Annotated in this window: 11 protein-coding genes; 5 read left to right on the top strand and 6 right to left on the bottom strand. The window is 59.4% G+C overall.

From position 1 onward, the window contains the following. Positions 1 to 184: 184 nt before the first annotated feature. Positions 185 to 670, top strand: coding sequence for a glycine zipper domain-containing protein (locus HU811_RS19235; RefSeq protein WP_092402083.1), 486 nt, complete (start codon positions 185 to 187; stop codon positions 668 to 670). Between the two features lie 85 nt (positions 671 to 755). On the opposite strand, the gene HU811_RS19230 is transcribed toward HU811_RS19235, so the two are convergent. The 3 genes from HU811_RS19230 to HU811_RS19220 all read right to left on the bottom strand — a co-directional run bounded on the left by HU811_RS19230 (position 756) and on the right by HU811_RS19220 (position 4,492). Continuing rightward, a complete protein-coding gene (locus tag HU811_RS19230; protein WP_092402080.1) occupies positions 756 to 1,175 on the bottom strand; it encodes an acyl-CoA thioesterase in 420 nt (139 codons plus the stop codon). A 39-nt stretch (positions 1,176 to 1,214) separates the two neighbouring features. Further along, the gene (locus HU811_RS19225) at positions 1,215 to 2,456 is read right to left on the bottom strand and encodes a 3-hydroxyacyl-CoA dehydrogenase (protein ID WP_186657521.1); all 1,242 of its coding nucleotides are present in this window, start codon (positions 2,454 to 2,456) and stop codon (positions 1,215 to 1,217) included. Positions 2,457 to 2,563: 107 nt separating this feature from the next. Continuing rightward, the gene (locus tag HU811_RS19220) at positions 2,564 to 4,492 is read right to left on the bottom strand and encodes a RecQ family ATP-dependent DNA helicase (RefSeq protein WP_186657518.1); all 1,929 of its coding nucleotides are present in this window, start codon (positions 4,490 to 4,492) and stop codon (positions 2,564 to 2,566) included. A 248-nt stretch (positions 4,493 to 4,740) separates the two neighbouring features. Between HU811_RS19220 and HU811_RS19215 the strand changes: the two genes are divergently transcribed. Next, positions 4,741 to 5,805, top strand: a complete 1,065-nt coding sequence (locus tag HU811_RS19215) for a S8 family peptidase (RefSeq protein ID WP_186657515.1) — start codon at positions 4,741 to 4,743, stop codon at positions 5,803 to 5,805. Between the two features lie 184 nt (positions 5,806 to 5,989). Further along, positions 5,990 to 6,343, top strand: coding sequence for a DUF1493 family protein (locus HU811_RS19210; protein WP_186657512.1), 354 nt, complete (start codon positions 5,990 to 5,992; stop codon positions 6,341 to 6,343). Positions 6,344 to 6,491: 148 nt separating this feature from the next. Here HU811_RS19210 and HU811_RS19205 read toward each other — a convergent pair whose 3' ends face one another. The 3 genes from HU811_RS19205 to HU811_RS19195 all read right to left on the bottom strand — a co-directional run bounded on the left by HU811_RS19205 (position 6,492) and on the right by HU811_RS19195 (position 9,668). Next, positions 6,492 to 8,036: a phosphoenolpyruvate carboxykinase gene (locus tag HU811_RS19205; protein ID WP_047226846.1), complete on the bottom strand. Its 1,545-nt coding sequence runs from the start codon at positions 8,034 to 8,036 to the stop codon at positions 6,492 to 6,494. A gap of 178 nt (positions 8,037 to 8,214) precedes the next feature. Further along, positions 8,215 to 9,117, bottom strand: a complete 903-nt coding sequence (hslO, locus tag HU811_RS19200) for an Hsp33 family molecular chaperone HslO (protein WP_186657509.1) — start codon at positions 9,115 to 9,117, stop codon at positions 8,215 to 8,217. 146 nt (positions 9,118 to 9,263) lie between these two features. Further along, the gene (locus HU811_RS19195) at positions 9,264 to 9,668 is read right to left on the bottom strand and encodes an RNA-binding S4 domain-containing protein (RefSeq protein WP_186657508.1); all 405 of its coding nucleotides are present in this window, start codon (positions 9,666 to 9,668) and stop codon (positions 9,264 to 9,266) included. A gap of 233 nt (positions 9,669 to 9,901) precedes the next feature. Between HU811_RS19195 and rimB the strand changes: the two genes are divergently transcribed. Both rimB and rimK read left to right on the top strand, forming a co-directional pair. Then, positions 9,902 to 10,384, top strand: a complete 483-nt coding sequence (gene rimB, locus HU811_RS19190) for a retropepsin-like aspartic endopeptidase RimB (protein ID WP_025211286.1) — start codon at positions 9,902 to 9,904, stop codon at positions 10,382 to 10,384. After that, positions 10,381 to 11,286 carry a 30S ribosomal protein S6--L-glutamate ligase gene (gene rimK / locus HU811_RS19185; protein WP_092402059.1) on the top strand — a complete coding sequence of 302 codons (906 nt, stop codon included), beginning with the start codon at positions 10,381 to 10,383 and terminating at the stop codon, positions 11,284 to 11,286. Before rimB ends, rimK begins: the two co-directional genes overlap by 4 nt. Positions 11,287 to 11,321: the final 35 nt, after the last annotated feature.

Raw genomic sequence — 11,321 nt, 5'->3', positions numbered from 1 at the left:
AAGGCCGTTTTCCATAGAAAACGGCCTGTCCGAAGTAGCTAAAGACCGGCGAAATTCTGTTAAGTTCCGCCCATAAAACAATAACTTATCGAATTGTGCACAAGTCGTGTTACTCGTCGGATTTCGATTGTAACCAAGCGAAGCCAGCCTCAGGATCGCGCCGTCATCCCTTTGAGGCTCCTCTATGAAGTTCTCCTCGATTCTCTTGTTGTCCCTTGGCCTGGTCAGTGGCGTAGCCTCTGCCGGTGGCACCACCGAAGCAGGCGTGGGCGGCGCATTGGGCGGGGTTCTGGGTTCTGTGGTCGGCCAGTCCTTGGGCGGCAACACCGGGTCCACCATCGGCGCAGCCTTGGGTGGCGCGGGTGGCAGTGCGGTCGGTGCGGACAAACGCAGCCGCGGCGAAGCAGCGATTGGCGGTGCGCTGGGCGCAGCCGGCGGTAACGTGGTCGGCCGTAGCGTAGGCGGCACCACCGGCAGCCTGATCGGTGCTGCAGCAGGCGGCGGCGCTGGCGGTGCACTGGGCAACTATATGGGCAAGGACGATGACGACGATCGTCGTTATGACGGTCGCCGTGGTGATCGCCGCTACTACCGTGACGGCCATCCGGGTCGTGGCCATGCCTACGGGCATCGCAAGCACAAGCACAAACATCGCTATCACGACGATTGATCACTGGCTCTGACCAGCCGTCGATAGAAAATCGCAGTCTTCGTCAGCGCTTCTCAAGAGCCTGACAGGAGACTGCGATTTTCGTTTAAATCACCAGCCGTTCCAAAGCGGCGCGCAAACGATCCGGAATCGCCACTGGCCGATTCGAAGACCGCTCCACAAAAACATGCACAAAGCGCCCCGCCGCGCAGGCCTCATCCTCCCCCGCCTTGAACACCGCCAACTCGTACTGCACTGAACTGCTGCCCAGCTTCCCCACCCGCAGACCGATTTCAATCCGGTCGGGAAAGGCGATCGAGGCAAAGTAGTCGCAAGCCGAACTCACCACGAACCCCACCACCTCTCCGTCGAGGATATCGAGGCCACCGACCTCGATCAGATAAGTGTTCACCGCCGTGTCGAAAAAACTGTAATAAGTCACGTTGTTGACGTGACCGTACACATCGTTGTCGTGCCAGCGTGTGGTGATCGGTTGCAGGTGCGGGTATTCGCTACGTTGGGGCATCAGGTGTCCTTTACGGTTGCTCAATGGTTCATGCGTTGTTCAGGATTTTGAGGCCTGGTGTTGTGCGAATCCCTTGCCCTGTGCCGCCAGCCCCCCGATCAGACGCGCGGGCTTCCAGTGGTCCCCCTGCTTCGTTTCGAGTTCCAGCAACCGTGCATGGATGTCTTCAAGTCCCTGATGGTCGGCCCAGGCCATCGGGCCGCCCTTGTCTGCGGGAAAGCCGTAGCCGTTGAGATACACCAGGTCGATGTCGTGAGCCGACTCGGCAATACCTTCCTGCAGAATTTTTGCGCCCTCATTGACCAGCGCCAGCAAGCAACGCTCGAGCACTTCCTCGGGGCCGATCTCGCGACGCTGAAAACCCAACGTTTCACTGACCCGCTGCACCAGCGCATCGACCTCTACATCATGCTCGGCCTGCCGACTGCCGGCTTCGTAGTGATAATACCCGTCGCCGCTTTTCTGGCCGAACCGACCCAGCTCGCACAAACGGTTGTCCACCTGCACCTCGGGTGCATCCTGTCCTTCTCCCGCCAGTTCCCGAGCGCGCCACTCAAGGTCGATGCCAACGACGTCGTACATGCGAAACGGCCCCATGGCAAAGCCGAAACCTTGCAATGCGGCATCCACTTGATGGGGAAACGCCCCTTCCAGCAGCATCTTGCGCGCCTCCAGCACATAGGGGTGAAGCATCCGGTTGCCGATGAACCCGTGGCAGTTGCCCGAGACCACGCTGACCTTGCCCATGCGTTTGCCCAAGGCCAGGGCTGCATCCAGCACCGCTTTGGAGGTTTGCGCCCCCCGAACGATTTCCAGCAACTTCATGATGTGCGCCGGGCTGAAGAAGTGCAGACCCAGCACCTGGGTGGGCCGGCGGGTGACGGCGGCAATCGCATCGATGTCCAGCGCCGAGGTGTTGCTCGCCAGAATGGCTTGCGGCTTGAGCAAGCCGTCCAGCTCGCGGAAGATCTGTTGCTTGAGCTCAAGGTTCTCGTAAACCGCCTCGATGACCAGATCCACATTGCGGATCGCCGGGTAGTCATCTGCCCGCGTCACCCTGGCGATTCGGGCATCGGCTTCACCCTGGTCGATACGGCCCTGGCGCACGTTGTGGGCATAAGTATCGGCCACGGCAGCCAACGCCTGTTCCAGCATCTGCGGGTTGTTGTCGACCCACTGCACCGTCACGCCGGCGTTGGCCAGGCACATCACGATGCCCCGCCCCATAGTGCCTGCACCGACTACGGCGGCGCGCTGAATATCGAAGGGTGTCTGGCTCATGTTTGCTCTCTTGTTGGCGATCCAAAGACAGCTCTCACCTTAGTCAGCCACAGAATATTTTTGAAATTTATTCGTGTGATGGCGGGCATTCATCGGATGGATGCGGATTACAAAGCCGCTTGAACCCAGTGGCGAACTTCGGCGTATGGGTAATCTTCCAACTGCGCATATCCTGGAATCGTCCGCGCCTTCAGTTTGGTGAACAACGGCACGCTGATGCCGCAGAGGAACCGGGTCACCCGCTCCGCAGAGGGTGCACTGCCAGTATGCTGCTCGTGCCTGTTGATAAAGGCGCTACACAGCGCGTTGAAGTCTCTGTCCACCAGTGCCGGTAATGCCGGCGGCTCCGGCAGATGGGCAACATGTCCATGGCAGACCGAACAATGACCGCAACGCTGCGGAGCATCTTCATCGCCGAAATACTGCGCCAACCGATAACCGAGGCAACGATCAGTGGCGAACAGCTCGAGCATGGCGTTGATCCGCGCGATTTCCCCACGCTCGTGCCGGGTGAAATAGTCGTGCAACTCGGCGCTCAGCGCCTGGACGTCGAACCCTGCCTCAAGCACGTTATACACCTCGTTCATCTGCTTGCTTTCCAGCTCGATCCAGCCCTTTTCCTGAAAGTAATCCAGCGCCTTGACCACGCGGTTACGCTCGGCGTGATACTGCTGGTGCATCCCGTCGAAATCCACCGTGGCCCAGGTACGGGCACGGCTGGAGGTCTGGATGATGGCCGAGACGAACGCCTGACGCTCACCTTCGAAGTGCTCGAGCAATGCCTGCGGCTCGATCAGAAACTTGAAGCGATACTCCGCGAAATAGGCATAACGCGGCGCGATCAGCCGACGCAGCTCCAGTTGCACCAGCAGCGTCTTGAGCGGCAGTTGCCGGATGTTGCTCTTGTCCGCCAGCGGCCCCAGCAAGAACTCCCACTGCCCATCGGCAGCGGCGGCCTTCAACTCATCAAGCACGCACCGAATACCCGCCAGCTCCGGCGTATCACCATAAACAAAGTTTTCCAGCACGTTGAGGCTGTCGCGGTTGGCCAGTACCAGACAATCGGACGGTAACCCGTCACGCCCCGCCCGGCCGATTTCCTGGCTGTAGTTCTCGATGGATTTAGGCAGGTCGAAATGCGCCACGTTGCGGATATCGCTCTTGTCGATACCCATGCCGAAGGCAATGGTCGCGACGATGCAATTGGACTGCCCGCCCATGAACCGTCGCTGGATGGCTTCGCGTTGTTCATGAGGTAAACCGGCGTGGTAAGCCTCGGCCCCGATCCCATGCTGGCTCAGATGCTCGGCAATCTGCTCGGCGGTTCGCTGCAAGGTGACATAGACGATGCTCGGTTGCCCGGCTCGCTCGCCCAGCCATTGCACCAGTCGCCGCCGCTTATCCGCACCGCGCACGGGCTCCACCAGCAGGTTGAGGTTGGATCGATAGAAGCCGGTGGTGACCACATCGTCGGGGGCGATGGAGAACTTCGCCTGCATGTCCGCGATGACTTTGGGCGTTGCGGTGGCCGTCAACAGCAACACCTGGGGAATGTCGAACTGACGCTGATAATCGGGGAGCTTGAGGTAGTCGGGACGAAAGTTATGCCCCCATTCGGAAATACAGTGGGCTTCGTCCACCACCAGCAACGAGATTGGCACCTGCTGCAGGAAATTGCGGAAGCGCTCGTTCTTGAGCCGCTCCACTGAAATCATCAGGATTTTCAATTCGCCGGAGCGGGCCCGTGCCATGACCTCGCTGGCTTCGTCACGATGCTGGACTGAATCAATACTCGCCGCCGCGATGCCATGGCGATGCAAGAACGCCAGTTGGTCTTGCATCAGCGCCAACAGCGGCGAGACCACCAGCGTCAAGTGCGGCAATAACAGCGCCGGCAGTTGATAACACAGGGACTTGCCCGAGCCGGTGGGGAAAATGGCTGCTGCCGACCGTCCGGCAAGCACGGCGCTGACGGCAGCCTCCTGACCGGGGCGAAACTGCGGATAACCGAAAACCTGTTCCAGGGTGCTGTGCATAAGCGGTCACTCCTTGACTGCTGCGATGCCAAAAGCCTAGCCGGACAGCGCAGGGAGTCGAGAAAAGGTTTGGGAGAAAACGATACCGGATGATACAGCCTCAGCGCCCTTATGCTTTGCCATGAAGTGATACAAATCCAGGCACTTTGATGTCTCGTTCCCGTTTCGCTTGCAAGGTAAGGTGCGCCATCCACATGCGCTGCAGGCCAGGAAGCCTGGCGCTCAAAACTTCGTTCAAGGAATGAACCATGCCACATCCTTTTTCCGCACTACGCACCCTGGCGCTAACATCGGCCTCACTGCTGGCCGGCTGCTTGACCCTTCCTGAACAACCCCACACGGAAGCCGCCGCCTTTGAAACACCGGAATACCGTGCCCAGCAAGGTCTGGAGATCGTCAAGGCCTCAGCGCTTTATGCCCGAGGCGGCACCGGCCAGAACGTGATCGTGGCGCTCATCGATTCTGGACTGAACAGCAACCTGACGGAGTTCGAGGGCAGGCTGAGTGACCCCGGATTCGACCATGTCGAAAACCGTCCCGGCACCGTTGACCGTGTCGGTCACGGCACGCAAATGGCCGGCATCCTCGCCGCGAACAAGGACGGTCAGGGGATGCATGGCATGGCGTTTGACGCCCGGTTGATCCCCTTCCGTTTCGGCGACGACAACGAACCGTTTTTCTTCGACAGCGAAATCGCACAATCCTGGCAAAGCGGTTTCGACAAGGGCGCCCGCCTGTTTAATAACTCCTGGGCCAACGCCATTCCCGCCACCGAAATCACTGAAGCGCGTTACAACCAGGTGATGCCCGACTCCCTGGCCGTTGCCCGAAAACTGGTGGAAGACGGCGCTGTGTTTGTCTTCCCGACAGGTAACGAACTCAAGCGTGAGCCCCTGGCCGAACCGGGGTTGCCGGTGGCCTTGCCTGAATTGGAAAAAGGATGGATCGCGGTGGTTGCACTGAAAAACGATGGCAGCGCAATCAATGGCAAATCCAACTATTGCGGCGTTGCAGCCGCCTGGTGCATCGCCGTACCCGGCGGCGACGCGGGCCCACAGGCGGGCCTGTTAACCGTAAGCAAGGATGGCCGTTACGTCCAAACCGCAGGCACATCCCCGGCCGCTGCGTTGGTCAGCGGCGCCCTGGCGGCGCTGCAAAGCCTCTACCCGCAGCTCAACGCACAGCAAGTGCGCGAACATCTGCTGGCCACAGCCAACCGCACCGGCATCTACGCCAATAGCGAAGCCTACGGCAGAGGGCTGATGGACCTGGAGGCGGCCTCGCGACGCATCCCTGGGTCGTTGGCTAACTGAACCCAAAGCCGCTACCGCTCGCGACTGTCGAAGCTTCAGGCGCGAGCATTATTCCTGCACTTTATTTTTGGGTTCAGGACAGTTCCGAGACTGTCGTGGAGTATTTCTTCTTTTTCCAATTGGGAAAAATTTCGCCCTAAACTTCCCACCTTTACAGACGCCCCTCAGCCCCGGACATTTTCCCATGCGCCTCGCTCCAGACTTTCCCGACGACCACGCCATGCGCCAGCTCATGGAACTGCTCCATGAAGAAATCGGTCTGCCGGAGCGCAAGACAATCCGTCTGGACACCGCCATCAATCTCGACCTGGGCTGTGACGGCGCGGACGCTCGGCATCTGATGGAAGCCTTGGAGGAGCGGTTCACCATCGACCTCATCGACTACGACGCTTACCGCTACTTTCAGCCGGAAGGATTCGATGTGTTTCAAAAACGCAGGGCCAAGGGCCGTGGGAACAAGATGCCGTTGACCATTGGCATGCTCTACAAGGCCATCAAGGCACAACGGTGGGATACGCAGGAAGTGGAACAGGACTAGTCGGTCTGGATGCCTTAAGTGGCATTATTCTGGCTGTTTAGCTCGATTTCAGATGGAATAATGGCAGTTCCAAACCTTACACGTACAAATAGCCTCCCATAAAAAAACCGCCCTGAAGAGGGCGGTTTTTTCATTCGCTAACCAATCCTTACAACTGCGGTCCAGCCGCCTTGATCGCGTCGCTCACTTCAAACTTCTTGAAGTTCTCGATGAACAAGCCAGCCAAAGCTTTGGCCGCTTCGTCGTACGCAGCCTTGTCGGTCCAGGTGTTGCGTGGGTTCAACAGACCAGTCTCAACGCCCGGAACAGCCAGCGGCACGTCCAGGTTGATGATGTCCAGGTGCTCGGTTTCAGCACCGATCAGCGCGCCGCTCTGGATGGCCGCGATCACCGCACGGGTGGTCGGGATGTTGAAGCGCTTGCCGACGCCGTAGCCACCGCCGGTCCAGCCGGTGTTGACCAGATAGACCTTGGAGCCAAAGCCACGGATACGCTTGATCAGCAGCTCAGCGTATTCACCGGCAGGACGTGGGAAGAATGGAGCGCCGAAGCAGGTGGAGAACGTCGACTTGATGCCGCTGCCCGAACCCATTTCAGTCGAGCCCACCAGTGCGGTGTAGCCGGACAGGAAGTGGTAGGCCGCTTGTTCTTCACTGAGGATCGACACCGGCGGCAGTACGCCGGTCAGGTCGCAAGTCAGGAAGATCACTGCGTTTGGCTCGCCACCGAGGTTTTTCGGTGCGCGTTTTTCGATCAGTTCACGCGGGTACGCGGCGCGGCTGTTCTGGGTCAGGCTGTCGTCGGCGTAATCGGCTTTCTTGGTGACCGGATCCAGGACGACGTTTTCCAGTACGGCGCCGTGCTGGATGGCTTTCCAGATAACCGGCTCGTTCTTCTCGGACAGGTCGATGCACTTGGCATAGCAACCGCCTTCAATGTTGAAGACCACGCCAACGCCCCAGCCGTGCTCGTCATCACCGATCAGGTAACGGCTTTCATCGGCGGACAGAGTCGTTTTACCCGTGCCCGACAGGCCGAAGAACAGGGTCACATCGCCCTCTTCGCCCATGTTGGCGGCGCAGTGCATCGGCAATACGTCAACCGCTGGCAGCAGGAAGTTCTGGACGGAGAACAGTGCTTTCTTCATTTCCCCGGCGTAACGCATGCCAGCGATAAGCACTTTCCTGGCCGCGAAGTTGATGATCACGGTGCCGTCGGAATTGGTGCCGTCGCGCTCAGGCTCGCAGACGAAGTTCGGCGCGTTGAGGATCTGCCATTCATCCTTGCCACCGGCGTTGTACTGCTCGGGGTTGATGAACAGGCAGCGGCCGAACAGGTTATGCCAGGCAGTCTCGGTGGTCATCTTGACCGGCAGGTAGTGCGCAGGATCGGAACCTACATGAACATGGGAGACAAAACGCTCACGCTCGCCCAGATAGGCTGCTACGCGGTCCCACAGGGCGTCGAACTTGTCGGCCGGGAACTTGCGGTTGATCGGGCCCCAGGCGATGGCGTCCTGGGTGGTCGGCTCTTCAACGATGAAACGGTCAACCGGTGAACGACCGGTACGATGACCGGTGCGAACAACCAGCGCGCCAGTATCGGCAAGCTCGCCTTCACCGCGACTCAGGGCTTCTTTGACCAGATCATCGACACTCAGATCGGTGTACACGGCGTTATTGGCTTGCGTCATGAGATTCCCCGTCGGCCTGTGGCCGAGTGCTCCAAACGTTTTGTAGTAGGAAGTCGCGCACTACTACCCGAAAAAAGTGGGCCGGATTATGCCAGAAAAGCCCAAAAAAAGTAGGGCCCTCCCGTCAGTACGGCGTAAATCCGGCGTTTGCCAGGAGATTTACCTGCGCTGAACCGTTTTAGTGACGAGTATCTGACGGTGTGTCGACACCCGCACCGGCGAACAATTGGGCGATGTCCGCAGCGTCGAACAGGTAGCGCTCGTTGCAAAACTGGCAATCGATCTCGATGGCGCCACCATGTTCGATCACCAATTGCTGCGCATCTTCCAGACCCAGACTGACCAGCGCATTGCCGGAACGTTCACGAGAGCAGCTGCATTGGAAGCGCAACGGCTGACCGTCGAACAGGCGCACCTGCTCTTCGTGGTAGAGGCGATGCAGCACGGTTTCGTTGTCCAGGCTCAGCAGCTCATCGGCGCTCAGGGTGCTGGCCAGAGCGGTGATGTGCTGCCAACTGGCGTCACGTTCTTCCGGGTCGCGAAGGCGGTCGGCGGGCAATTGCTGCAGCAGCAGACCGCGGGCGCGCCGCCCGTCGGCGTATAGCCAGAAGCGAGTGTTGGTCTGTTGCGACATGACGAAGTAGTTGGTGAAGCATTCAGCCAGGGACGTGCCATCGAGATCGACAATGCCTTGGTAGCGCTTGCCGTGGGTTGGGTCGACCGTCAGGGCCAGCACGCCATCGGGCATCATGTCGACCAGGCTCGCGTCGGGGGCGATCTGCTCAGCGTGATAACGGGCCAGGCCACGGATCTCGCGTTCGCTGGAGCATTCGATCATCAACAACGGCACCGGGCCTTCGGAACGGGCCTGGAGAATCAGCAAGCCATCGAACTTCAAGGTGCCGACCAGTAGCGCCGCAGCCGCCATCAGTTCACCGAGCAGTTGGGCGACCGGTTCCGGATAGGGATGCTTGGCAAGCACTTCGGCGTAGCTACGCTCCAACGCCACCAGCTCGCCACGAGTGTCGCTGTCATCGAAGATGAAGCGTTGGGTGTAGTCGGTATCCGGCAAATCAGTCATAGGGTCTGGTATCTGAGGTGATGACAAAGGATGGCGGGCATTTTATGGACATTCCGGGTGGGTTCCAAGCAACGCAAGGCTTTGTCTGACGATGGGCTGACTGCTCATCTGAGCCACAGGCACTCCGGGCCCCAATGGCCGATCTTTTATTCGCTGTTGCTACCATGAAACCTGAACAGGTCCCGCCGCTGCTTCTTGCTGGGCTTGCCATCGGTGCTGACCCCCAGGGCGCCGGCCTTGCGTTGGGCGGCTGCGGCTTCACGCTTGGCAATGCTGGCTTCGGTTTCGCGATACAGCGTCTGGGCTTCAGGCGCGCCGCGGCGCACGATCGACAGGGCTTGGACCACCACGGTTTTTTCGTCGAACCCGGCGCGAATGACATATTCGTCGCCGATGCGAGGCTCCTTGCCCGGTTTGCAGCGTTCACCCCGGTGATGGACCTTGCCGCTTTCGATGGCGGTCTTGGCCAGGGCACGGGTTTTATAGAGTCGCGCTGCCCACAACCATTTATCGAGACGGACCTTGTCGTCTTCTTCCTTTTTTTGTGCCACTGCAATTCCTCTTTCAGCCAATAGTCAGAACTGTACTACCGTTTTTGTCGGGCGCACGAATTCGGTCCGACGGATAGAATGTCGGCCGAACCGACTGGCGGCTCGATGCGCGCCGCTGTCGGTCACGAGCGCAAACAGGTGTGTAGATAACTGTCGCCATTTTGTGATTATTCTGCGTGAATACCGCAATTCGCGGGCTCCACGATCCGATGTACTGATCGCAGGTTTTTTTATTGAAGACTTTTGACCATCTGACCGTTGTCGGTCTGCGCGAGTGGGTGGCGCTCCCAGACCTGGGTGTCGCGGGCCTGCGGGCAAAAATCGACACCGGCGCCAGCACCTCCAGCCTGCACGCCACCGACATCGAGCCGTTCGAGCGTGACGGTGAAAAATGGGTGCGCTTCACCGCGCATCTGGGAACGGTGGTGCAGTTGCGCCATCGTCGCTGCGAAGCTCCATTGGTGGCGCGCAAAACGATAAAAAGCTCCAACGGCCACGCTCAGGTTCGCTACGTGATCAGCACGACGCTGGCACTGGGGGATCGGATCTGGCGAGTCGAGTTCACGCTTGCCTGCCGCAAGTCCATGCGATATCGCCTGTTATTGGGTTCCAAAGCCTTGATCGACGGCCAGTTGGTGGTCAATCCGGGCATCAAATACGTTCAAGACAAGCCGGTGTTCCCGGTGTCCACTACCTCTGCCACAGGTGTTGCATGAAGATCGCTGTGCTGTCGCGTAATCCGCGTCTGTATTCCACTCGTCGCCTGGTTGAAGCCGGGACCGAACGTGGCCATGAAATGGTGGTGATCGATACCCTGCGCGCCTACATGAACATTGCCAGCCACAAGCCGCAAATCCACTACCGTGGAAAACCGCTGGAAGGGTTCGATGCGGTGATCCCGCGCATCGGTGCATCGGTAACGTTCTATGGTTGTGCCGTGTTGCGCCAGTTCGAAATGATGGGCGTGTTTCCCCTCAACGAGTCCGTGGCCATCGCCCGCTCCCGGGACAAGTTGCGCTCGCTGCAATTGTTGTCGCGCCGTGGGATCGGCTTGCCGGTGACCGGTTTTGCCCACTCTCCCGACGACATTCCCGATCTGATCGCCATGGTCAACGGCGCGCCACTGGTCATCAAGGTGCTGGAAGGCACCCAGGGTATCGGCGTAGTGCTATGTGAAACCGCGACGGCCGCCGAGTCGGTGATCGAAGCGTTCATGGGACTGAAGCAGAACATCATGGTCCAGGAATACATCAAGGAAGCCGGCGGCGCGGACATTCGCTGCTTCGTGGTCGGCGACAAGGTGATCGCTTCGATGAAGCGCCAGGCCAAGCCCGGGGAATTTCGCTCCAACCTGCATCGCGGCGGCAGCGCCAGCCTGATCAAGATCACGCCGCAAGAGCGCATGACGGCCCTGCGCGCCGCTAAAGTCATGGGCCTTGCCGTGGCGGGCGTAGACATCCTGCGCTCCAATCACGGGCCACTGGTAATGGAGGTCAACTCCTCACCAGGTCTGGAAGGGATCGAAACCACCACGAGCAAGAACGTGGCGGGGATGATCATCGAGCATCTGGAAAAGAATGGCGGGCCGAACATGACCCGGACCAAGGGCAAGGGTTAGGTGATATGTGGGAGCGAGCCTGCTCGCGATGGCGG

Origin of the sequence: Pseudomonas tehranensis, from assembly GCF_014268615.1 — a bacterium.
Classification (GTDB): Bacteria; Pseudomonadota; Gammaproteobacteria; order Pseudomonadales; family Pseudomonadaceae; genus Aquipseudomonas; species Aquipseudomonas tehranensis.
Note: the sequence above shows the minus strand (reverse complement) of the source record. Positions and strands in the feature narration are given on the sequence as shown.

What these genes read in the sequence shown, in the direction of transcription:
- HU811_RS19235 (WP_092402083.1), top strand. Translation starts at nt 185, where the DNA reads ATGAAGTTCTCCTCGATTCTCTTGTTGTCCCTTGGCCTGGTCAGTGGC.
- HU811_RS19230 (WP_092402080.1), bottom strand. Translation starts at nt 1,175, where the DNA reads ATGCCCCAACGTAGCGAATACCCGCACCTGCAACCGATCACCACACGC.
- HU811_RS19225 (WP_186657521.1), bottom strand. Translation starts at nt 2,456, where the DNA reads ATGAGCCAGACACCCTTCGATATTCAGCGCGCCGCCGTAGTCGGTGCA.
- HU811_RS19220 (WP_186657518.1), bottom strand. Translation starts at nt 4,492, where the DNA reads ATGCACAGCACCCTGGAACAGGTTTTCGGTTATCCGCAGTTTCGCCCC.
- HU811_RS19215 (WP_186657515.1), top strand. Translation starts at nt 4,741, where the DNA reads ATGCCACATCCTTTTTCCGCACTACGCACCCTGGCGCTAACATCGGCC.
- HU811_RS19210 (WP_186657512.1), top strand. Translation starts at nt 5,990, where the DNA reads ATGCGCCTCGCTCCAGACTTTCCCGACGACCACGCCATGCGCCAGCTC.
- HU811_RS19205 (WP_047226846.1), bottom strand. Translation starts at nt 8,036, where the DNA reads ATGACGCAAGCCAATAACGCCGTGTACACCGATCTGAGTGTCGATGAT.
- hslO (WP_186657509.1), bottom strand. Translation starts at nt 9,117, where the DNA reads ATGACTGATTTGCCGGATACCGACTACACCCAACGCTTCATCTTCGAT.
- rimK (WP_092402059.1), top strand. Translation starts at nt 10,381, where the DNA reads ATGAAGATCGCTGTGCTGTCGCGTAATCCGCGTCTGTATTCCACTCGT.